This is a genomic window from Shinella zoogloeoides (assembly GCF_022682305.1).
In the GTDB taxonomy this organism is placed as follows: Bacteria; Pseudomonadota; Alphaproteobacteria; order Rhizobiales; family Rhizobiaceae; genus Shinella; species Shinella zoogloeoides_B.
On record NZ_CP093528.1, the window covers coordinates 3,090,185 to 3,111,153 of the forward strand.

Genomic DNA, 20,969 nt, shown 5'->3' on the forward strand with positions numbered 1-20,969 from the left:
ATGACCACGCAGCCGGACATCGTCATCATCGGATCGGGCATCGGCGGCTCCACCATGGCCGCCGCACTCGCCCCGACGGGCGCGAGGATCGTCATCCTCGAGGCGGGCGACCACCTGCCCGACCGCCCGGAGAACCGCGACCAGCGCGCGATCTTCCAGCGCGGCCATTTTCGCCCGAAGGAGATGTGGTACGAGGCCGACGGCACCGCCTTCAACCCCGGCAACTACTACAATGTCGGCGGCAATTCAAAATTCTATGGCGCAGTTCTCGTGCGCTACCGGAAGGAAGATTTCGAGGAGATGCGCCATCGCGAAGGCATCTCCCCCGCCTGGCCCTTCCCCTACGAGGAGCTGGAGCCGTGGTATTCGGCCGCGGAAAAGCTCTACAACGTGCGCGGCACGCTCGGCGAAGACCCGACCGAGCCGCACCATTCCGCCCCCTACCCCTTCTCGCCCGTGCCGGACGAGCCGGCCATCGCGAAAGTCCGCGCGAAGATGAGGGCGAACGGGCTGCATCCCTATTCCCTGCCGCTCGGCGTCGATATCGACCGCTGGCTCGCAAAGGCGAAGACGCCATGGGATGCGCACCCGAACTGCAATGACGGCAAGATGGATGCGGAAAGCACGGCGCTTGCCGAAGCGCTGAAACATCCGAATGTCGAGCTGCGCACCAATTGCCGGGTGACACGGCTTGCCACCGCTCCGCACGGCCGCACCATCTCGACCGTGCACTACAAGCGTGGCGACACGACGGAAAGCCTTTCGCCGAAGCTGGTGATCCTTTCAGCCGGCGCGGTGCAATCGGCCGTGCTCCTACTGCGCTCGGCCTCGGAGGCCTTTCCGAAGGGGCTTGCCAACAGCTCCGATCAGGTCGGCCGCAACTTCATGAACCACAATTCGAGCGCCGTGATCGGCCTCTCGCCCTTCTACCGCAACACGTCCGTCTATCAGAAGAGTTTTGGGTTCAACGACTACTACCTCTCGGACGGCAATGGCGGCCCGCCGCTCGGCAATGTGCAGCTTCTCGGCCGCGTCTCGGGAAAAATCCTGAAGGCCAACATGCCCTCCGTGCCGGAATGGCTGCTGGAGCAGGTGGCAGGCCGCGCCATCGATTTCTACGCGATGAGCGAGGACCTGCCGCATCCCGAAAGCCGCATCATGGTCGACCGCGACCGCATCGTCATGAAATGGACCCGCACCAACTGGCAGGCCCATCTCGACCTCGTGGCGAAATTGAAGGGCGCGCTGAAAAAGGCGGGCTTCCCGATCGTACTCGCGCGCGCCTTCGACAAACGCACGCCCTCGCATCAATGCGGCACCGTGCGCATCGGCAACGATCCGGCGGACGCGCCGCTCGACATCTGGTGCCGCGCCCATGACCATCCGAACCTCTTCGTGGTCGATGCTTCCTATCTGCCGACCTCGGCCGCGGTGAACCCCGCGCTGACGGTCGCCGCGCAGGCGCTGCGGGTGGCGAACCACATCCAATCGAGGGACCTTGCCGCATGACCGCATCCCGCTCCGTCGCCATCGTCACCGGCGGCCGCCGCGGCATCGGCCTCGGTATCGCCAAGGCCCTTGCCGCCGAAGGCTTCGATATCGCCATTACCGGCATCGGCGAAGCCGATGCCGTGACCGACGCCATGCTGGCCGAACTTGGCGCGCTCGGCGCCCGGGCGATCTACCTAAAAGGCGACCTCGCCGACGTTTCCGGCCATGCGGCGACCGTAGCAAGCATCGAAGACCGGCTTGGCGCCATCGGCTGCCTCGTCAACAATGCCGGCATCGCCTCCGTCGTGCGCGGCGATTTCCTCGATCTCGCGCCCGACAATTTCGACACCATCGTCGCGACGAACCTGCGCGGCACCGTCTTTTTCACCCAGGCCGTGCTGAAGGCGATGCTGCATTCGAAACAGGCGACCGGCCCGCGTTCCATCATCAACATCACCTCGATTTCGGCCGGCCTCACCTCGCCCGAACGGCTCGACTATTGCATGACCAAGGCGGGACTGGCCGCCTTCAGCCAGGGTCTGGCACTGCGGCTTGCGGAGACCGGCATCTCGGTCTTCGAGATCCGCCCCGGCATCATCCGGTCCGAAATGACGGCCGGCGTCTCGGCGAAATACGACGCGCTCATCGAAAGCGGCCTCGTGCCGATGAAACGGTGGGGCGAGCCTGGCGATATCGGCAACGCCGCGGCGGCGCTCGCCGCCGGCAAGTTCGCCTTCGCCACCGGCTCGGTAATCAATCTCGACGGTGGCCTCGCCATCGGGCGGCTTTGACGGGGGTGCCCCTCACCCCGCCCTCTCCCCGCAAGCGGGGCGAGGGAGACGAGAGGGCGCGGCAAATTTCCTTCTCCCTGCCTGCGGGGAGAAGGTGCCGGCAGGCGGATGAGGGGCGAGCCCTCCGGCCAACGGCACCGAAATCCTGAGGACAGAGCATGACCTACGATTATATCATCACCGGCGCGGGACCCGCCGGCTGCGTGCTGGCGAACCGGCTCTCGGAAGACCCTGATGTCCGCGTACTGCTGCTGGAAGCCGGCGGCGGGGACCGGAACCCGCTGTTCCACATGCCCGCCGGCTTTGCCAAGATGACCAAGGGCGTGGCGAGCTGGGGCTGGGAGACCGTGCCGCAGAAGCACATGAAGGGCCGCGTGCTGCGTTATACGCAGGCCAAGGTCATCGGCGGCGGCTCCTCGATCAACGCCCAGCTCTATACGCGGGGGAATGCGGCGGACTACGATCTCTGGGCCAGCGAGGACGGCTGCGAGGGCTGGAGCTACCGGGAGATCCTGCCCTATTTCAAGCGCGCCGAGGATAACCAGCGCTTCGCCGACGACTACCATGCCTATGGCGGGCCGCTCGGCGTTTCCATGCCTGTCTCGGCCCTGCCGATCTGCGACGCCTATATCCGCGCCGGCCAGGAACTCGGCATTCCCTACAACCACGATTTCAACGGAAGCCAGCAGGCCGGCGTCGGCTTCTACCAGCTCACCCAGCGCAACCGACGCCGCTCCTCCGCCTCGCTTTCCTATCTTTCGCCGATCAGGGATCGGAAGAACCTCACCATCCGCACCGGCGCCCGCGTGGCCCGCATCGTGCTGGAGGGAACCCGCGCCGTCGGCGTCGAAGTTGTAACGGGCAATAGCGTCGAGACGATCCGGGCGGAACGCGAGGTGCTCGTCACGTCGGGCGCCATCGGCTCGCCCAAGCTGCTGCAGCAATCCGGTATCGGCCCGGCCGATCATCTGCGATCGGTCGGCGTCGAGGTGAAGCATGACCTGCCGGGCGTCGGCTCGAACATGCAGGACCATCTCGACCTCTTCGTCATCTGCGAATGCACCGGCGACCACACCTATGACGGCGTCGCGAAGCTGCACCGCACGCTCTGGGCCGGCCTGCAATATGTACTCTTCCGCTCCGGCCCCGTCGCCTCCTCGCTCTTCGAGACGGGCGGCTTCTGGTATGCCGACCCACAGGCCCGCTCGCCGGACATCCAGTTCCATCTCGGCCTCGGCTCCGGCATCGAGGCGGGTGTGGAGCGGCTGAAGAATGCCGGCGTGACACTGAATTCCGCCTATCTCCACCCCCGCTCGAAAGGCACGGTGCGCCTTGCCTCCGCCGATCCCTCGGCCGCGCCGCTGATCGACCCGAACTACTGGGAAGACCCGCACGACCGGAAGATGTCGATCGAGGGGCTGAAGATTGCCCGCGAAATCATGCAACAGGCCGCGCTAAAACCCTATGTCATGGCCGAGCGCCTGCCCGGACCGAAATTCGCCACCGACGAGGACCTGTTCGAATACGGCTGCGCCAATGCCAAGACGGACCACCACCCGGTCGGCACCTGCAAGATGGGTACGGGCGCCGATGCGGTCGTCGGGCTGGACCTGAAGGTGCACGGGCTTGAAGGTTTGCGCGTCTGCGACAGTTCCGTCATGCCGCGCGTTCCCTCCTGCAATACCAATGCGCCGACCATCATGGTGGGCGAGAAGGGCGCCGACATCATCCGCGGCCTGCCGGCGTTGCCGGCGCAGGTCTTTTCATATGAGCGCAACGACACGCGCCCGCGTGCCCGCGCCGATATCCGTTAGGGGGTTGCCATGATCCGCCACTGCGTCTTCATCCGCTTCAAGCCGACCATCTCCGTCGCCTACAAGACCGAACTCTTCAACGAGATCGACGCCCTGAAGGACCGCCTGCCGGGCATGGTCGCCGTGCATATCGGCACCAATGTCAGCCCGGAAACGGGCATGGACAAGGGCTTCAGCGACGGCTTCATCGTCGATTTCGCCGACAGTTTTTCGCGTGACGCCTATCTGGAGGACCCGGAGCACAGGGAGACCGGCGCCCGCCTCGTCGCCGCGGCGGAAGGCGGCATTGCCGGCATCCTCGTCTACGATCTAGAAACCGACGACTAGACGCGGCCTACCCGCCGCGAAAGAACGCGCTCGAGCGCGGAGAAGGCATCGTAGATCAGCACCGCCAGCACCGCGACCACGAGGCCGCCCTGCAGCACGAAGGCGAGATTGTTGGATTGCAGGCCGGCGATGATGACCTCGCCGAGCGTGCGCGCCGCCACAGTCGAGCCGATGGTGGCCGTCGCGAGGCTGATCGTCACAGAAAGACGGATGCCGGCGAGAATGACCGGCAAAGCGAGCGGCAGCTCCACCTTGGTCAGCCGCTGCCGGGCCGTCATGCCCGTGCCGCGCGCCGCCGCGACGATGGCGGGCGGCAGGGTGGAGAGGCCCGTCATGGAGTTTTCGAAGATCGGCAGCAGGCCATAAAGGAAAAGCGCGATCAGCGTCGGCTTCTCGCCGAAACCGACGACCGGGACGGCAAGCGCCAGCACCGCAACGGGCGGAAAGGTCTGGCCGATATTCACGAGACTGCGCGAGAGCGGCAGGAATTCCGCCCCGACCGGCCGCGTGACGAGGATGGCAAGGCCGACCGCAACGACAGCCGCGGCAAAGGTCGCGATGAAGACCGTGGCGAGATGCGACAGCGTCAGCGACAGGAGGCTGCCCTGATTGTAGATCGCCGGGGCATTGGCCTGCACCAGCGGCTTCAGCAGCGGCTCGAACAGCATGGGCTGGACGAGGAAGGTGACCAGCACGATAAACGCCGTGAACCGCAGCAGATGGGGCAGCAGACGCCTCATTGCGGCCTCGCGGCGCGGCGGGCGAGGCCGGCAAGCGTGACGCGGCCGATAGGTGCGCCATCGGCGCCGACAACGGGCAGCGCCTCGCGGCCGGACCAGAGCAGCGCAGAGAGCGCGTCGCGCTGGCTCGCCTCGGCGGCGAGCGGCTCGCCTTCGGCAGTGCCGTTTTCCGTGGCGTCGCCCACCGTGCCGATGGAAAGGAGCCGGAATGGCCGCTCACCGGAACCGATCAGCGTTTCCACGAAATCGGTGGCGGGGTTTACCAGCATCTCCTCGGGCGCGGCGTATTGCACGATCCGACCCTTGTCCATCACGGCGATCTTGTCCGCCAGATGGAACGCCTCCTCCATGTCGTGGGTGACGAGCACGATGGTCGTGCCGAAGTGCTTCTGGATCGCCAGCAGGTCCTCCTGCGCCTTGGCGCGGATGACAGGATCGAGCGCGCCGAAGGGTTCGTCCATCAGCAGGATGTTCGGCTCGGCAGCGAGCGCCCGGGCAACACCCACGCGCTGCTGCTGGCCGCCGGAAAGCTCGTGCGGATAGCGCGGACCGAAGGCGGCGGGATCGAGCTGGAAGAGCGAGAGCAACTCCTCGACCTTCCCGTCGATGCGGCTTTTCTGCCAGCCGAGCAGCGTCGGCACCGTGGCGATGTTCTCGGCCACCGTGCGATGCGGGAAGAGGCCGTGGCCCTGGATGGCGTAGCCGATACGGCGACGCAGCTCATATCCGGGGATCACACTATTCGGCTCGCCGTCGATGCGGATTTCGCCCGAGGTCGGCTCGACGAGGCGGTTGATCATGCGCATCAGCGTCGTCTTGCCCGAGCCGGAGGTGCCGACGATGACGGTGATCGTGTGCGGCGCGATGGTCATCGAGACATTGTCGACGACGGCCGTATCGCCGTAGCGCTTGGTGATGCTGTCGATCTCGATCATGCGGCCCTGCCGGGTTTGGAATTGGTGAGTTCCGTCGCGGCATCGAGCACGATGGCCGCGGCGAAGGCGAGCGCGACGGTGGGCACCGCGCCAAGCAGCACGAGATCCATGGCCGTCTGGCCAATGCCCTGGAAGACGAAGACGCCGAAACCGCCGCCGCCGATAAGCGCGGCGATGGTGGCAAGGCCGATATTCTGCACGAGCACGATGCGGATGCCGGTGAGGATGACGGGGAAGGCCAAGGGCAGCTCGACACCGAAGAGACGCTGGCGATCCGTCATGCCGATGCCGCGCGCCGCATCATTGGCATCGCGCGGCACGCCGGCAAGACCGACCACCGTGTTGGCGACGACCGGCAGCAGCGAATAGAGGAAGAGCGCGACGAAGGCGGGTGCGGCGCCGATACCGCGAATGCCGATGGCCGCCGCTCCCGGCACATGCAGCGCGATCCAGCCGAGCGGCGCAATCAGCAGGCCGAAAAGGGCGATGGAGGGGATGGTCTGGATGATGTTCAGCACGTTGAGCACGCCGGCCCTCACCCGCTCCACCCGATGGCAGAGAATGCCGAGCGGCAGTCCGACGAGGGTGGCCGCAGCCAGCGAGCCGAGCGCGAGCACCACATGCCGTCCCGCCTCCAGCCAGAAGGTCTCGGCGCGGCTGCCGTATTCCTTGAGGATCGATAGCCCGTCCCACGCGCCGAACAGGAGAAGCAGCGCGGCCGCCGCCGCGACGGCGGCAAGCAGCGCGACCCGGACGAGCGGCGGCGGCTTCAGCCGCGCCAGTGCATCGGCCGTGAGCAGCGCGAAGGCGAAGCTCGCCAGCCAGAAACCGGAAGCCGGCGAAACGCGGGCATAGGTATTTTCCGGCGGCGTCAGATGGCCGGCGGAAAGGCCGATGAGAACGGCAAGGGCGGACAGCGCCGCCAGACCGAGTAGCAGCCGCAGCATGGTCGGCGTCTTCAACACGATAAGGACGATGGAAACGGCGATGAAGGCAAGCAGCGCCATGCCGAGGCCGAAGGGCAGCGCGTCGAGGATGGACCGTGCCTCGCCGGGCACGATACGGTTGGCCCGGAAATTGGCGAACGGCACCAGATAGGCGCCGTAGGCCAGCAATACGGCGATCACCACGCCCAGCTTGTCGATCCGTACTGTCATGAACGCCTTTCGGGGAGAGGCCCTCCGCCGGATAGGCGGAAGGCCGGGACGGCCTACTTGATGAAGCCGTTCTTCTTGAGGAAGTCTTCCGCGACGGCCTTGGCCGGTTCGCCGCCGACCTGGACGCGGCCGTTGAGGTCCTGCAGCGTCACGAGGTCGAGTTTTTCGAAGACCGGCTTCAATATCTCCTCAATCTGCGGATTGGCTTTCAGCACCGCCTCGCGGATGATCGGCGCCGGCTGATAGACCGGCTGCACGCCCTTGTCGTCTTCCAGAACAACGAGACCCGAAGGAGCAATGCCGCCATCCGTGCCGTAGACCATGGCAGCGTTCGCGCCGTTCGTCTGGTTGGCGGCAGCGGCGATGGTCGCGGCGGTGTCACCGCCCGAAAGGGTGATGAGCTGTTCCGGCTTCAGCGTGAAGCCGTAGGTCGTCTGGAAGGCCGGCAGGGCCGCCGCCGAATTCACGAACTCGGAGGAAGCGGCAAGCACCACCTGCCCGCCGCCGGAAACATACTTGCCGAAGTCCGTGAGCGTCGCGAGCTTGTTCTGCTCGGCGACATCCTTGCGCAACGCGATCGCCCAGGTGTTGTTGGCCGGCGACGGCGTCAGCCAGACGATCTTGTTGGCATCGAAATCGAGCGTCTTGGCAAGCTCGTAGGCCTTGCCCGCATCCTTCCACGCCGGATCGTCGGCCTTTTCAAAGAAGAAGGCGGCATTGCCGGTATATTCCGGATAGATGTCGATCTCACCGGCGATGAGCGCCTTGCGCACGACCGGCGTCGCGCCAAGCTGCACGCGATCCGTGGTCTTGATGTCATTGGCGTTCAGCACGGACAGGATGATATTGCCGAGCACGCCGCCCTCCGTGTCGATCTTCGAGGAGACGACGACCTGGGCCTGGGCGGCGCCGGCTGCAAGGCCGAGGGCCAGAGCTGCTCCGAGGAATTTGACGACTGGGCGCATGAGATAACCTTTCGTTCTGTGCGGGAACCCGTGGCGGCATTTTCACCACGTTTGGGAAAGCCCGTCCTGGCAAAGCGTTTCATATATGGCAGGCAATCGCAAAAAATAGACCGCACCGGCGACTGGGCGCATGCGGTTTGTTGCTTCCTTCAAAGCGCTTGCGAGATTGCGCGAAGAGCGCGGGCTTGGCAATAGAAGCGCATTGCGATCGTCGGCCCCGTCCGGCGCGAGCGGCGGCGGTCGCAAATGCCGCAGGCTCACGCCGGGACAGGTTCCCGTGATGGCGGGCCTGCAACCGCAGGAATAGGCCCCTGTCTCGTCAGTAAATGTTAAGCTGCGTCTGCCATCGTCTGCCGGCAACCGCACCCGGATTCCGATCCGGCCAAGGCGCAAGTGCGCGCAGACGAACGGACCGTGATGAACTATCGGCATGCACAGCTTTCGTTCCGGGGATTGGGGTACTACGCTCCCGCTATCGTCGTGGCCGTCGCCGTGCTGATCGCGGCCTTCCTCGCCGATGTGCAGAAGCGCCGGCTGGAGGAGGAGTATCTGCGCTCCTATACGACGGAGCAGCTCGGCATCCTGCGCTCGCGGCTGCAGGGCAACATCCTCGGCAACATCAAGCTGGCACAGGGTCTCATCGCGACAGTCTCGACCGAACCGCACATGTCGCAGGAGCGCTACGCCACCCTCGCCAGCCGCATATTCAGCGAGGACAACCAGCTCCGCAGCCTCGCCATCGCACCGGATTTCGTCGTTTCCCTGGTCTATCCCCTGGAGGGCAACGAGCGCAGCCTCGGCCTCGACTACCGCAAGAACGACCGGCAGCGCGCCGCCGCCTTCCAGGTCCGCGAACGCGACCGGATGATCGTCACCGGTCCCATCGATCTCGTGCAGGGCGGCCGCGGCCTGATCGCACGCTATCCGCTCCACGCCGGCGCGGACAACACCTTCTTCGGCATCGCCTCGGCGGTGATCGACCTCGACACGCTGCTGAAGGGCAGCGGCTTCAAGAGCGATCTCAGGATCGCGGTCTCGATTTCCAGCCGCGCGCATGATGGCGGTGAGGCCAAGCCCGTCTTCAGCACCGCGACACCAGTCGATGCAGACCCGGTGGTCATGTCCATCGATATCGGCCACGAGGTCTGGACCATGTCGGCCGCACCGCTGAAGGGCTGGCGCCAGCCGTCCGCCGATCTCGGCGTCTTCCGCACGGGCCTTGCGGCGCTCTCCGTCATCATCCTCGTGCCGATGTTCTGGGTCGGCTACCTGATGAAGGACCGCCATCGGCACATCCTGGCCCTGCAGGACCGGGAAGAACAGCTCGAAGCCGTCTCGCAGCGCCTTCAGCTCGCGCTCGACGCCTCAAGGGTCGGCGTCTTCGAATACGATCCGGGAACCGGCACCCTCTCCTGGGACGCAGGCATGCGCGAACTCTACAACGTGCCCGCCGCGCGGCGGATCTGCGGCTACGAGGACTGGCGCACCGCCCTGCATCCCGAGGATGTGGAGGAGGCCGAGCGGATCTTCGCCGTCGCCATCGAGACGGAAAAGCCCTACATCACGGAGTTCCGCGTGCTGACCAGGAGCGGCAGCGTTCGCCATGTCCGTGCCCACGGCATGACCTACCGCACCGCATCCGGCGCAAAGCGCATCGTCGGCGCCAACTGGGACGTGACGAAGGACCTCCAGCTCCAGGACGAACTGCTGAAGGCCAAGCTAACGGCCGAGGCGCAGAACCGGGCGCTGGAAGACGCCCGCCGCGCCATGGAGCATAACTCCCTGCACGACGCGCTGACGCGCCTGCCCAACCGCCGCTTCCTCGACCAGCAGCTCGCCCTTGCCGGAGACAGCGGCCGCCCGCTGACGCTCCTCCATATCGACCTCGACCGCTTCAAGGACATCAACGATACGCTAGGCCACGCCGCCGGCGACCAGGTGCTGAAACAGGCCGCCGGCGTGCTGCGCGCCCATGTGCCGGCGGAAGACTTCATCGCCCGCATCGGCGGCGACGAATTCGTGCTGCTCTCACACCGCGACCCGGCCATAGCCGATTTCGCAGCTCTTTCCGCCCGTCTCGTCGACGCGATCAGCGAGCCGATGACGATAGAAGGCCACGATTGCCGCATCGGGGCGAGCATCGGCATCGCCACGCGCAACGATGCGGAGGAATCCGCCGAGCAGCTTCTCGTCAACGCCGATATCGCGCTCTACGAGGCCAAGCGCCATGGCCGAAACCGCGTGGAGGCCTTCAACGACGACCTGCGCCAGCGCACGGTCGAGATGAAACGGCTCAGCGACGAGATCCTGCGCGGCCTCGAGCGCCAGGAATTCCGCCCCTTCTTCCAGCCCCAGTTCGATGCCGAGACACTGGAAATCGTGGGCGTGGAGGCGCTGGCCCGCTGGGAGCACCCCACTCGCGGCTTCATCATGCCGGACATCTTCCTGCCCGTTGCCGAAAGCCTGAACGTGGTGGCGCAGATCGACGAGGCGATCCTCGATCAGGCGTTGTTCCAGATCGTCCGCTGGCAGGGCCAGGGCCTCGACGTGGCGCGCGTTTCCGTCAATGTCTCGTGCCAGCGGCTGCGTGACGAGAACCTCATCGCCAAGCTGAAGGCGATGGCCATCCGGCCGGGCCTGCTCACCTTCGAGCTTCTGGAATCCATCTCCTTCGATACGGCCGACGAGGGCCTGAAGCAGGCCATCGAGGAGATCAAAGCGCTCGGCATCGATATCGAGATCGACGATTTCGGCAGCGGCCACGCCTCCATCGTCAGCCTTCTGGAACTGTCGCCCAAGCGGTTGAAGATCGACCGCCGGCTCGTGCAGCCGCTGCTCGAATCGACCGCACAGCAAAATCTCGTGCGCTCCATCATCGATATCGGCAAGATGCGCGACATCGAGATCGTCGCGGAAGGGGTCGAGACGATGGCGCATGCCGAGCTGCTGCGCCGCCTCGGTTGTCACATCCTGCAGGGCTATGCGCTGGCGCGGCCGATGCCTGCGGACGACATGCTCGCCTTCGCCAAGGCCCGCACCTGGCTGCCGGCCGGAAAGCTCACGACGGCAAGAGCGAGCTGAGCACGTCGGCAACGGCCCGGCCGTCATGGTGACCGCGCTGCCAGGGGTCTTCGAACTCACCGATCACCGCCTCCGCGCCGATGCGCGCGCAGGCCTCCTCCAGCGCCCCGTTGCCGAGATAGGCGAAGGCGCCTACGGTCTTCTCGAAGGGCAGGAGTTGGCGGTTCGCCAGCACATGGGTGAAGGGTCGCGCGCCCGCCCCCCCGCGTTCCTGCCAGAGGCCGGCGGCAATATCGAGCATGCGCGCAAGATCGACCCCGCGGGTCTCCCGGCATTGCAGGATATTGCCGATGAAGACCCGGCGGGCATGGACATTGCGCGCGATGGCCGGCACGATACCGTCCACAAGCAGGTGCGGCAGCACGCTGGTGAAGAAGCTGCCCGGGCCGAACACGATGGCGTCGGCGCTCTCCAGGCTTTCGAGTGCGGCGTCGTTGGCGGGCACGCCCCCATCCCCCGCCGAAAGCGCGATCTCCTTTATGCCCACACGGCCCGGCCCCTCCTCCAGCGTCGTCACGCGATGCTGGCCCTCGATGCGCGTATCGTCGTTCAGCACGGCTGAAAGCGTGACCCCGGCGGCCTCCGTCGACGGCCAGACATGGCCGGCAATGTCGCAAAGCTTCCGGAAGACGAAGATGGCGGTGTTGATATCGCCGTCATGGGCAAGATGCGCGCCCGTGAGGATGAAATTGCCGATGCTGCCGTTGCGGAAGTCGAAATCCGGCCCGATGGCCGCGCGGAAGATGCGCAGGTAGTTGAGGATCGCGCCGCGCAGACCCGGCTCCATGCGTTCGAGAAGCGGGTGCCGCGCCTCGGCGTAAAGCGCGAACTCGGCCTCGGCATCGGTCCTACTGCCGCTGGTCAGGCGCGCATTGCAGACCTTCACCACATCGCCCGCCCGGCCCTCGCCGTGCGCCATGGTCATCAGCGCCTGCCGGATATCACCGACGGCCAGAACGCCGAGATTCTCGCGGATCACCTTGGAGCTGCCGCCGCTGTCCCAGGCGGGGACGATGCGGGTCAGCCGCACGGGCTTGGACAGCAGCGCCAGATTGGTCGAGCGACAGGCGCTGCCGCCCGAGAAAAGCACGATATGCGGCAAGCGGCTCTCAGCCATCCGTCCTCCAGAATCCCCCTGGCTCGCAGCCGCGCATTCCGGGCGGCGGCGATCAGGGTTCCTGTATAGTCCTCCCGGGGCGCGCTGAAAATGGCATCCGTTACGGCCTGCACATACTCCCCGAAAATCCGCGAACGCGCGAAGCTGAGAAAAATATTCGCGTTTGCATGAACAAATCGCAGTTTTCTGCCCATCGTTTCGCGCCGATTTCTGCGATTGATCGCCCATCGAACATATAAGCCAGAAACGGAGTCCCAAGATGAACTGGTTGAAGACCCTCGCCACCGCCGCCGCTCTCCAGGCAGCCGTTCTCGCCCCCGCCCATGCCGGCGAGAACCTTTCCGCCGTCAAGGCGGCCGGCGCGCTGAAGATCGGCACCGAGGGCACCTATGCACCCTTCACCTACCACGATGCGGACGGCAAGCTGGTCGGCTTCGACGTGGAGATCGGCGAGGCGATCGCCAAGAAGCTTGGCGTCAAGGCCGAGTTCCTCGAAGGCAAGTGGGACGGCCTGATCGCCGGCCTCGACGCCAACCGCTACGACGCCGTGATCAACCAGGTCGGCATCACCGAGGCGCGCAAGCAGAAATACGATTTCTCCGAGCCCTATATCGCATCCAAGGCCGTGCTGATCGTGCGCGCCGACGACGAGAGCATCAAGGGCTTCGCCGATCTCAAGGGCAAGAAATCCGCCCAGTCGCTGACCAGCAACTTCGGCAAGATCGCGGAAGGAGCCGGCGCCGAGCTCGTCGGCACCGACGGCTTCGACCAGTCGATCCAGCTCGTGCTGACCGGCCGCGCCGACGCGACCATCAATGACAGCCTGTCCTTCCTCGACTTCAAGAAGCACAAGCCCGACGCCAATGTGAAGATCGTCGCCGAGCAGGAAAACGCCGACTATTCCGGCGTCATCATCCGCAAGGGCGAGCCGGAGCTTCTGGAAGCGATCAACAAGGCGCTCGTCGACATCAAGGCCGACGGCACCTACCAGGCGATCTCGGACAAGTATTTCGGCCAGGACGTCTCCAAGTAAGTCCTGTCCGGGCCGGCTTCGCGCCGGCCCTTTCCTCGCCTATAAATATCCGTGAGAACTGGCCGGGCCTCTCCCCGGCCAGCCGCATTTCGGAGGATGCTCCCCGTGCCGCCGTGGCTTCAACTGATGCTGGATTCGCTTGCCCCCCTGCTCTGGGCCGCGCTCGTCTTCACCATTCCGCTCACCCTCGCCTCCTTCGTGCTCGGCCTTGCGCTCGGCCTCGTCACTGCCGTCGTGCGGCTGTTCGGCCCGCGGCCGTTTTCCGCCGTCGCACGCTTCTACGTCTGGGTGATCCGCGGCACGCCGCTGCTGGTGCAGCTCTTCGTCATCTTCTATGGCCTGCCGAGCGTCGGCATCCTGCTCGACGCCTTCCCGGCGGCTCTCATCGGCTTCACGCTGAATGTCGGGGCCTATACGTCGGAGATCATCCGCGCCGTCATCGCCTCCGTGCCGCGCGGCCAGTGGGAAGCAGCCTATTCGATCGGTATGAGCTGGTCGCAGGCCATGCGCCGCACCATCCTGCCGCAGGCGGCGCGCGTCGCCGTGCCGCCGCTGTCCAACACCTTCATCTCGCTGGTGAAGGACACCTCGCTCGCAGCAGCCGTCACCGTCCCGGAACTGTTCCAGACCGCGCAGCGCATCGTCGCCACCACCTATGAACCGCTGATCCTCTACATCGAGGCGGCGCTGATCTATCTGGCGCTCAGCTCCGTGCTCTCGGCCCTTCAGGTCCGGCTCGAAAAGCGCTTCTCCCGCTATGGCGGCTTCCTGGAGGCCCGCACATGATCGAACTGTCCCATATCGAAAAGCGCTTCGGCGACAACCACGTCCTGCGCGACATCAGCCTGCGGCTCGCCGAAGGCTCGGTCACGGCACTGGTCGGCCCGTCCGGCGGCGGCAAGAGCACGCTGCTGCGCTGCATCAACCTCCTGGAAACCCCAACCTCCGGCACGATCCGGCTCGGGGAGGAGACCATCGAATTCGCACCCGGCCGCAAGGTCGGCTGGGATGCGATCCAGAAACTGCGCCGCCAGACCGGCATGGTCTTCCAGAATTTCCAGCTCTTCCCGCACCAGACGGCCATCGCCAATGTCATGGAAGGCCTCGTCACCGTGCTGAAATGGCCGGCCGACAAGGCCCGCGCCCGCGCGCTCGAACTGCTCGAGAAAGTCGGCATGGCGCACAAGGCCGATGCCTGGCCCGCGACCCTTTCCGGCGGCCAGCAGCAGCGCGTCGCCATCGCCCGGGCGCTCGCCCCCTCGCCGCGTGTCCTTCTCTGCGACGAGCCGACTTCGGCGCTCGATCCGGAGCTTTCCGAGGAGGTTGTCGAGGTGCTGAGCCGGCTTGCTCGCGAGGGCACGACGATGGTCATGGCGACGCACGACCTGCGCCTCGCCTCACGGGTCGCCGACACCGTGGTTTTCCTCGATGGCGGCGTCGTCGTGGAACAGGGACCGCCCCGAACCGTCTTCTCCGCCCCGGAGCGCGAGCGCACGAAAAAGTTCATCGCCTCACTCAGCGCGCCGCACAGCTACGACATCTAGACACACGCCGCCACACGCCCAAAGGGCAGGGAATTCGCCCCCTCGGCAGTTGCATCAAACCGGCGATTCAAGCAAAATGAGGCGATATTCGCATCTCGCCATGCCCCGGCATGTCCAACAGGGGAGAAAGTCCCATGAACAAGAAAACACCGAACCCGATCGACGTTTTCGTCGGTTCCCGCGTCCGCCTGCGCCGCCTCATGGTGGGCATGAGCCAGGAAGCGCTTGCCGACCGTCTCGGCGTGACATTCCAGCAGGTTCAGAAATACGAGAAGGGCACCAACCGCATCAGCGCCAGCCGCCTTCAGGCGATCTCCGACGTCTTCCGCGTTCCGCCGAGCTTCTTCTTCCAGGACGACGACAATGCGGCATCGGCGACCGGTGTCGCCCATGAGACCGGCGACGTCTCCACCTTCGTTTCCTCCAAGGAGGGCCTCGATCTCAACCGCGCCTTCCTGAAGATCGAGGACGCCAGCGTCCGCAAGTCGATCATCGCGCTCGCCACCGCACTGTCCAAGGCCGGCGCCAACGCCGCCTCCGAAGCCGGTGACCGGGCCGAAAGCGCGACGGAACTGCGGATCTGACGCCCAATGCAGGCGCGGCTGCAGTCATTCGGGCACCTGCGCCTGCTCGATGAGAGCGGCGGCGACATCGCCTTTCCCGAGAAGGCGCTTCTCATCCTCTGCTATCTGCGTACCCGTGGCCTGTCGAGCATGTCGCGGGCCGACGCGGCGGGCCTCTTCTGGGACGACGCGAACACGGCGGCGGCCTATGCCAGCCTCCGGCAGACCGTATCGCGCGTGCAGAAGCGCCAGCGGGATCTCGGCCAGACCTATCTGACCTTCACCGACACCGATATTGCGCTCGGACCGGACCGCGTCGAGAGCGATGTCGAGCTGGTACGCGAGGACGCCGGCCTCGAGGTTCTGGCCGACCTGCTTGCCGACGAGTTCCTGAAGCATGTCAGGCCGGGCAAGCCCGCTCTTGCGGGCTGGATCGCACTACAGCGCACCGCACACGTCGCTCTCCTGCGCCGCACCCTGCTCCAGGACTCGGTGCAGGGCGGCACCGGCGCGCGGCAGGCCCGCTCGGCCGCCGCGCTTCGCCTTCTGGAGACCAATCCCGAGGACGAGGAGGTGCGCGCCGTGCTGACCGGCCAGCCAGTCGTCCCTACGGCACTCGTATCTCGCCGTCCGGCGGAGGCTGTCTCGCCGCTGCCCATGGACGCCATGCTCCCGCGGCACAGCCTGCCGCGCCTCCTGCTGCTGCCGCCAGCCGCCACCCACGCGTCGCGCGTTGCCGCGCGCTTTTCCGAAGCACTGATCGAGGATGTCACGATCGGGCTTTGCGCCCTGCGCTCGATCTCGATCATCGCTCCGCATACGGCCGCACAGATCTCGCTCCAGGCAGACCGCGCCGCCACCTACGCACGACACAAGATCAGCTATATCCTGGAAACGCGCCTGCGCGACGAAGGCGACCGGCACTCGCTTTTCGCCCAGCTCCTCTTCTTCGGCGGCGACGAGGTCATCTGGGCCGAGCGTTTTCCCCTGTCGACCGAGGGGCTGGCGCGATCAAGGCAGGTGATAGCCCGCCAGATCACCGGCGCCCTCGCTACCGAAATCGAGCGCAACGAACTGGTCCGCCACGACTACGAGCGGGATGCCGTCGCCTATCACAGCTTCCTCATCGGCCAGGGGCAGCTCAAGAACCTCGATCTGCGCGACATCCGCCGCGCCCGCAAGAGTTTCCGTGACGCCCTGCAGGCGAGCGCCGGCTTCGCGCCGGCCATGGGCGGCCTTGCCCGCAGCTATTTCCTCGAATGGCTGGTGACGGCAAGAGGCGACGGCGACCTGTTGCACCAGGCCCAGCACCACGCCGAAACGGCCATCCAGGCCGACGAGCACCTGCCCACCGGCTATCGCGAACTCGGTGTGGTCAAGCTCTATGCCCGGCAGTTCGATGAGAGCCTGGCCTATCTCGACCGCGCCGAGGCACTGAGTCCGCACTATGCCAACGTGATCGCCAGCCATGCCGATACATTGGTGCAGGCGTCGCGCCCGGATGTCGGCCTGGAGAAGATCAAGCACGCAATCGACCTAAACCCGCTGCCGCCCGACGAATATTTCTGGACCGCCGCCGGGGCTGCCTACGCGCTGGGCAGCTATGAGGAAGCATTGGCCTACATTGCCCGGATGAAGGACAAGGAGCCGGTCCACCGGCTGTCGGCGGCATGCTGGGCCATGCTGGGAGACACCAGGAAGGCCCGCCTGTTCATGCGCCGCACCTATGAAAGCAATCCCAACTTCGATCTCGAAGCCTGGATGACGATCGTTCCCTTCAAGGAAGACTGGCAGCGGCAGCATTACTACGAAGGCCTCAAGCGCGCCGGCTTTTGACGGCCAGCAAACCGGCCGCCAGACGGCCAGGTTGTCTCCAGCCTCCGCAACCTGTCCCTGTAACCGCCACGACGACTGGAAGCGCGCCCTCGCCATTCCACCACCGCAGAATCCTGAAAGGCCGGGAATCCTGCATTCCGATCATGCCCCAAGGCCTATCGCGGCAAGGCAACCGGCAACGCAGAAATCTAAGGAATTTCCCATTGCACGTGTGTCACGCTCAAGTCACGCGCGAAGTCGGGGAGTCACGCCTATATTGGGCTGGGGCTAATTTCTGGGGGCATGGGGTTATGAAAACCGAAACCGACGAGCGGGGCACTGAACTGCTGGCATTGGCGCGTCTTGTCGCCTTCGCGCTGGAATCCGCGAAATCACTTGACACCGAAGTCGTCGAATTCTGTCTGGACAAGGCGCTGCGGGCGGTGCTCGACGAGATCGACGAACCCGCGCGCATGATGCTGACGGCAAAAGACATCACGCTGATGAACCGCTCGCCCATCTGCTGAGCACGGGCAGCCGGCATTTTCCGCCGCCCCGCCGCCGGAAACGGCAGCGGGGGCTTTCCTGCCGCCGCGACAACGGATAGCGGAGAGGCATGACAGCCAAGCCGGAATCAGGGCAAAGAACGATATGAGCGAGCGCACAGGCCGGCAACGGCCCGCCGGCGGTCGGGTCATGCGCGGATGAGCGCGCTTGCCGCCTATGGCGGCCTTTTCCTCGCCGCCTTCGTCGCCGCGACCATTCTGCCCGCCCAATCGGAGGCGGCGCTCGCTGGCCTGCTGGCGACGGGCAGCCATGCCCCGGCCCTGCTGATCCTCGTCGCCGGCACCGGCAATGTCCTCGGCTCGGTCGTCAACTGGCTGCTCGGCCGCGGCATCGAGCGATTTCGCGGCGCGCGCTGGTTTCCCGTCAGCGAAAGGCAGCTCGATCGGGCGGGACGCTGGTATCGGAAATACGGCTGGTGGAGCCTGCTGCTGAGCTGGGCGCCTGTCATCGGCGACCCGCTGACGGTGGCAGCGGGCGTCATGCGCGAACCGTTCGCCCGCTTCCTGCTCGTCGTTTCCATCGCCAAGTTCGGCCGCTACATTGCCCTTGCCGCCCTCGTCCTTTCCTGGACCTGAAATTTTTTCAGGAGAGATGGAATGAGCACCGCCCGGCTCTCGTATATTGGGGCATGAACGCAAAGATACCCGGCTTCAACGTGATCGGACAGCTTGCGGCGCTCAGGCGCTATGCGCTGTCGCTCGTCCGCAATCCGGACGAGGCCGAGGATCTCGTGCATGACGCGCTGGTGAAGGCCTATGAGCGGCAATCGACCTTCCGCACTGGCGCCAATGTGCGCAACTGGCTGATGTCGATCCTGCACAACGCCCATATCGACCGCCTGCGCCAGCGCCGCTCGCAGGAGCGCCGCCACGATGCGGCGGCGGAGATCGCCGACACCTCGGTCGCGGCGAACCAGGACCATTCCGTGCGCCTGACGCAGCTTCGCAACGCCTTCTTCGACCTGCCGGAAGAGCAGCGCGCGGCGCTGCATCTCGTCGCCATCGAGGAGCTTTCCTATCAGGAAGCGGCCGAAGCGCTCGGCATTCCGGTCGGCACGCTGATGTCGCGCGTCGCCCGCGCCCGCCAGCGGCTGCGCAGTTTCGAACAGGGCGGCGATGCCGCATCCGGCACCCATCTCAGGCCCGTCACGCATCTCAAGATTGTCGGAGGCACCGGCGATGACAAGCAATGACCCCATTCTCGAAAACGACCTCAACGCCTATGTCGACGACCAGCTGGCCGTCGGACGGCGCATCGAGGTCGAGGCCTATCTTTCGGAGCGACCGGACGTCGCCGCGCAGGTCATGCAGGATCTGCGCGTGCGCGACGAACTGCGGCTTGCGCTTGCCGACCACCGCACGGTGACACGGCAGGAAACGCGGGAAGCCGCGCGCCTGCTGGAACGCTCGCTTTCGCGCCGCCGCATCTTCTCGCTCTTCCGCCGCGCCGCGACCATCGCGCTCTTCGTTGCGGCCGGCTGGACGGCCCATGCCGTGCTCGGCCCCTTCGGTGCGACGGAGGTCGTGGCCTCCACGCCACCGCCGGCCTTCGTGGAAGAGGCCGTGCGCGCGCACCGCACCACGCTGCTGCGCGACAGCATGACCTCGCAGCCGGAAACCGAGACCTTCGACCCGGCCGAAATCCGCTCCGCGACGGCCATCGTGCTGCCGGACCTGCCGAAAGGCTGGAGCGTCATCGACGCGCAGGTCTTCCCCTCCGCCTATGGCCCGAGCGTCGAACTGGTGCTCGAACCGGTGAAGGGTGAGCGCCTGTCGCTCTTTGCCGTACGGCCCGGCTCCTTCGCCGTGCAGCACGCCCTCGTCTTCCACGCCGACAATGCCCGGGCCGCCTACTGGCAGATCGGCGATGTCGCCTATGCGCTGGTGTCGGAAAGCCGCAAGGCCGACGACCTGGCGGACACCGCGCGGGACCTGTCCCGCACGCTCTACTGATCAACCGCTTCCATACCGAAGGAGATTCTCGATGGAACCCGTACAACAGCGTTTCGGCTATGGCGCGCAGGCGCAGTCGGCCGCCCTCTTCGACGAGGGCCTGCGCCAGCACATGCTGCGCGTTTACAACTACATGGGCGCCGGCCTCGTCATCACCGGCCTCATCGCCTTCGTTGTCGGCTCGACGCCGGCCCTCTATGTGCCGATCTTCTCCTCCCCGCTGAAGTGGGTGGTGATGCTGGCGCCGCTCGCCTTCGTCTTCTTCTTCTCGTTCAAGATCCAGACGATGTCGGCCAGCACCGCGCAGCTGACCTTCTGGGCCTTCTGCGCCGTCATGGGCCTGTCGCTCGCCTCGGTGTTCCTCGTCTTCACCGGCATGAGCATCGCCCGCACCTTCTTCATCGCCGCCACCATGTTCGGCGCAACGAGCCTCTACGGCTATGTGACGAAGCGTGACCTCTCCAAGTTCGGCTCGTTCCTGATGATGGGCCTCATCGGCGTCGTCATCGCCTCCATCGTCAATATCTTCCTCGGCTCCAGCGCCCTGCAGTTCGCGATTTCCGTGATCGGTATCGTCGTCTTCGTCGGCCTCACCGCCTGGGACACGCAGAACATCAAGGAACAGTATGCCGAAAATATCGGCCACGAGTCGCAGCAGAAGATGGCCGTCTTCGGCGCGCTGTCGCTCTACCTCAACTTCGTCAACATCTTCCAGCTCCTGCTGAATTTCACGGGCGAGCGCGAGTAGTTTTCGCAGGCGATTTCAATGGGAACGGCGGGCATTGTCCCGCCGTTTTCTTTTGCGCGCATTGCAATAAATGGTAAGTATTTACTTACATAAATTACCCCGTTGACAAATCTCCCCGCAGCGTCTTTGCTTGAAGCATTCACCAGGGGGGTCCCGACAAGGGGCTGAGATACTGCTGGCTTTCGCAGCGCAGTGACCCGTTGAACCTGATCCAGTTCATACTGGCGTAGGGACGGTGCAAGCGCTGTGTGGCAGGAAATCCGCGACCCGGATTCCGTCTCCCGCGTCCTTACATCATTCCGGCTCTAGGACTGGGTCTCCAACCGCAA

The 20,969-nt window shown here is 65.4% G+C and carries 20 protein-coding genes and 1 riboswitch; of the genes, 15 read left to right on the forward strand and 5 right to left on the reverse strand.

What is annotated here, in order from left to right:
* The 4 genes from MOE34_RS15440 to MOE34_RS15455 all read left to right on the forward strand — a co-directional run bounded on the left by MOE34_RS15440 (position 1) and on the right by MOE34_RS15455 (position 4,423).
* On the forward strand, positions 1-1,509 hold the full coding sequence (locus MOE34_RS15440; protein WP_242218245.1) for a GMC oxidoreductase: 1,509 nt from the start codon (positions 1-3) through the stop codon (positions 1,507-1,509).
* A complete protein-coding gene (locus tag MOE34_RS15445; protein WP_242218247.1) occupies positions 1,506-2,282 on the forward strand; it encodes a 3-ketoacyl-ACP reductase in 777 nt (258 codons plus the stop codon). Before MOE34_RS15440 ends, MOE34_RS15445 begins: the two co-directional genes overlap by 4 nt.
* 158 nt (positions 2,283-2,440) lie before the next feature.
* Positions 2,441-4,096, forward strand: coding sequence for a GMC family oxidoreductase (locus tag MOE34_RS15450; protein ID WP_242218249.1), 1,656 nt, complete (start codon positions 2,441-2,443; stop codon positions 4,094-4,096).
* A gap of 9 nt (positions 4,097-4,105) precedes the next feature.
* Positions 4,106-4,423, forward strand: a complete 318-nt coding sequence (locus MOE34_RS15455) for a Dabb family protein (protein ID WP_242218250.1) — start codon at positions 4,106-4,108, stop codon at positions 4,421-4,423.
* On the opposite strand, the gene MOE34_RS15460 is transcribed toward MOE34_RS15455, so the two are convergent.
* From MOE34_RS15460 to osmF, 4 genes are read right to left on the reverse strand one after another with little or no spacing between them, the layout of a single operon-like run.
* Entirely contained in the window at positions 4,420-5,163 is a 744-nt protein-coding gene (locus MOE34_RS15460; RefSeq protein ID WP_242218251.1) for an ABC transporter permease, read from the reverse strand. The two genes, MOE34_RS15455 and MOE34_RS15460, sit on opposite strands and share 4 nt — an antisense overlap.
* The gene (locus MOE34_RS15465; RefSeq protein WP_242218253.1) at positions 5,160-6,098 is read right to left on the reverse strand and encodes an ABC transporter ATP-binding protein; all 939 of its coding nucleotides are present in this window, start codon (positions 6,096-6,098) and stop codon (positions 5,160-5,162) included. The genes MOE34_RS15460 and MOE34_RS15465 overlap by 4 nt, the downstream gene beginning before the upstream one ends.
* Positions 6,095-7,255 (reverse strand): ABC transporter permease, encoded by a 1,161-nt coding sequence (locus tag MOE34_RS15470; protein WP_242218266.1) that lies wholly within the window; start codon positions 7,253-7,255, stop codon positions 6,095-6,097. Before MOE34_RS15470 ends, MOE34_RS15465 begins: the two co-directional genes overlap by 4 nt.
* Positions 7,256-7,308: 53 nt before the next feature.
* Positions 7,309-8,220, reverse strand: a complete 912-nt coding sequence (osmF, locus tag MOE34_RS15475) for a glycine betaine ABC transporter substrate-binding protein OsmF (RefSeq protein WP_242218268.1) — start codon at positions 8,218-8,220, stop codon at positions 7,309-7,311.
* A gap of 417 nt (positions 8,221-8,637) precedes the next feature.
* On the opposite strand from osmF, the gene MOE34_RS15480 reads away from it, so the two are divergent.
* Complete coding sequence (locus MOE34_RS15480; protein WP_242218270.1) at positions 8,638-11,301, forward strand: bifunctional diguanylate cyclase/phosphodiesterase; 2,664 nt, start codon at positions 8,638-8,640, stop codon at positions 11,299-11,301.
* On the opposite strand, the gene MOE34_RS15485 is transcribed toward MOE34_RS15480, so the two are convergent.
* Entirely contained in the window at positions 11,279-12,418 is a 1,140-nt protein-coding gene (locus tag MOE34_RS15485) for a gluconeogenesis factor YvcK family protein (protein ID WP_242218272.1), read from the reverse strand. The two genes, MOE34_RS15480 and MOE34_RS15485, sit on opposite strands and share 23 nt — an antisense overlap.
* 259 nt (positions 12,419-12,677) lie before the next feature.
* On the opposite strand from MOE34_RS15485, the gene MOE34_RS15490 reads away from it, so the two are divergent.
* From MOE34_RS15490 to MOE34_RS15535, 10 genes are all read left to right on the forward strand, one after another.
* Complete coding sequence (locus tag MOE34_RS15490) at positions 12,678-13,451, forward strand: amino acid ABC transporter substrate-binding protein (protein ID WP_242218273.1); 774 nt, start codon at positions 12,678-12,680, stop codon at positions 13,449-13,451.
* Positions 13,452-13,556: 105 nt separating this feature from the next.
* Entirely contained in the window at positions 13,557-14,237 is a 681-nt protein-coding gene (locus MOE34_RS15495; RefSeq protein WP_242218275.1) for an amino acid ABC transporter permease, read from the forward strand.
* Positions 14,234-14,995: an amino acid ABC transporter ATP-binding protein gene (locus tag MOE34_RS15500; RefSeq protein ID WP_242218276.1), complete on the forward strand. Its 762-nt coding sequence runs from the start codon at positions 14,234-14,236 to the stop codon at positions 14,993-14,995. Before MOE34_RS15495 ends, MOE34_RS15500 begins: the two co-directional genes overlap by 4 nt.
* A gap of 134 nt (positions 14,996-15,129) precedes the next feature.
* On the forward strand, positions 15,130-15,579 hold the full coding sequence (locus tag MOE34_RS15505) for a helix-turn-helix domain-containing protein (protein ID WP_242218280.1): 450 nt from the start codon (positions 15,130-15,132) through the stop codon (positions 15,577-15,579).
* Between the two features lie 6 nt (positions 15,580-15,585).
* The gene (locus MOE34_RS15510; RefSeq protein WP_242218281.1) at positions 15,586-17,394 is read left to right on the forward strand and encodes a hypothetical protein; all 1,809 of its coding nucleotides are present in this window, start codon (positions 15,586-15,588) and stop codon (positions 17,392-17,394) included.
* Positions 17,395-17,684: 290 nt separating this feature from the next.
* Positions 17,685-17,900, forward strand: a complete 216-nt coding sequence (locus MOE34_RS15515; protein ID WP_242218282.1) for a hypothetical protein — start codon at positions 17,685-17,687, stop codon at positions 17,898-17,900.
* A 177-nt stretch (positions 17,901-18,077) separates the two neighbouring features.
* A complete protein-coding gene (locus MOE34_RS15520) occupies positions 18,078-18,515 on the forward strand; it encodes a YqaA family protein (protein ID WP_242218284.1) in 438 nt (145 codons plus the stop codon).
* 53 nt (positions 18,516-18,568) lie between these two features.
* Positions 18,569-19,132, forward strand: coding sequence for a sigma-70 family RNA polymerase sigma factor (locus MOE34_RS15525; protein WP_242218286.1), 564 nt, complete (start codon positions 18,569-18,571; stop codon positions 19,130-19,132).
* Complete coding sequence (locus MOE34_RS15530) at positions 19,119-19,892, forward strand: anti-sigma factor family protein (RefSeq protein ID WP_242218289.1); 774 nt, start codon at positions 19,119-19,121, stop codon at positions 19,890-19,892. The genes MOE34_RS15525 and MOE34_RS15530 overlap by 14 nt, the downstream gene beginning before the upstream one ends.
* A gap of 31 nt (positions 19,893-19,923) precedes the next feature.
* A complete protein-coding gene (locus MOE34_RS15535) occupies positions 19,924-20,640 on the forward strand; it encodes a Bax inhibitor-1/YccA family protein (protein ID WP_242218291.1) in 717 nt (238 codons plus the stop codon).
* 134 nt (positions 20,641-20,774) lie between these two features.
* A riboswitch (TPP riboswitch) is annotated at positions 20,775-20,891 on the forward strand.
* Positions 20,892-20,969 lie beyond the last annotated feature (78 nt).

Excerpts from the sequence above, each read along its gene's own strand:
- MOE34_RS15490 (WP_242218273.1), top strand. The coding sequence starts at position 12,678 with ATGAACTGGTTGAAGACCCTCGCCACCGCCGCCGCTCTCCAGGCAGCC.
- MOE34_RS15440 (WP_242218245.1), top strand. The coding sequence starts at position 1 with ATGACCACGCAGCCGGACATCGTCATCATCGGATCGGGCATCGGCGGC.
- MOE34_RS15510 (WP_242218281.1), top strand. The coding sequence starts at position 15,586 with ATGCAGGCGCGGCTGCAGTCATTCGGGCACCTGCGCCTGCTCGATGAG.
- MOE34_RS15535 (WP_242218291.1), top strand. The coding sequence starts at position 19,924 with ATGGAACCCGTACAACAGCGTTTCGGCTATGGCGCGCAGGCGCAGTCG.
- MOE34_RS15530 (WP_242218289.1), top strand. The coding sequence starts at position 19,119 with ATGACAAGCAATGACCCCATTCTCGAAAACGACCTCAACGCCTATGTC.
- MOE34_RS15500 (WP_242218276.1), top strand. The coding sequence starts at position 14,234 with ATGATCGAACTGTCCCATATCGAAAAGCGCTTCGGCGACAACCACGTC.
- MOE34_RS15525 (WP_242218286.1), top strand. The coding sequence starts at position 18,569 with ATGAACGCAAAGATACCCGGCTTCAACGTGATCGGACAGCTTGCGGCG.
- MOE34_RS15460 (WP_242218251.1), bottom strand. The coding sequence starts at position 5,163 with ATGAGGCGTCTGCTGCCCCATCTGCTGCGGTTCACGGCGTTTATCGTG.
- MOE34_RS15520 (WP_242218284.1), top strand. The coding sequence starts at position 18,078 with ATGAGCGCGCTTGCCGCCTATGGCGGCCTTTTCCTCGCCGCCTTCGTC.
- MOE34_RS15485 (WP_242218272.1), bottom strand. The coding sequence starts at position 12,418 with ATGGCTGAGAGCCGCTTGCCGCATATCGTGCTTTTCTCGGGCGGCAGC.
- osmF (WP_242218268.1), bottom strand. The coding sequence starts at position 8,220 with ATGCGCCCAGTCGTCAAATTCCTCGGAGCAGCTCTGGCCCTCGGCCTT.
- MOE34_RS15505 (WP_242218280.1), top strand. The coding sequence starts at position 15,130 with ATGAACAAGAAAACACCGAACCCGATCGACGTTTTCGTCGGTTCCCGC.
- MOE34_RS15450 (WP_242218249.1), top strand. The coding sequence starts at position 2,441 with ATGACCTACGATTATATCATCACCGGCGCGGGACCCGCCGGCTGCGTG.
- MOE34_RS15515 (WP_242218282.1), top strand. The coding sequence starts at position 17,685 with ATGAAAACCGAAACCGACGAGCGGGGCACTGAACTGCTGGCATTGGCG.
- MOE34_RS15445 (WP_242218247.1), top strand. The coding sequence starts at position 1,506 with ATGACCGCATCCCGCTCCGTCGCCATCGTCACCGGCGGCCGCCGCGGC.
- MOE34_RS15455 (WP_242218250.1), top strand. The coding sequence starts at position 4,106 with ATGATCCGCCACTGCGTCTTCATCCGCTTCAAGCCGACCATCTCCGTC.
- MOE34_RS15480 (WP_242218270.1), top strand. The coding sequence starts at position 8,638 with ATGAACTATCGGCATGCACAGCTTTCGTTCCGGGGATTGGGGTACTAC.
- MOE34_RS15465 (WP_242218253.1), bottom strand. The coding sequence starts at position 6,098 with ATGATCGAGATCGACAGCATCACCAAGCGCTACGGCGATACGGCCGTC.
- MOE34_RS15470 (WP_242218266.1), bottom strand. The coding sequence starts at position 7,255 with ATGACAGTACGGATCGACAAGCTGGGCGTGGTGATCGCCGTATTGCTG.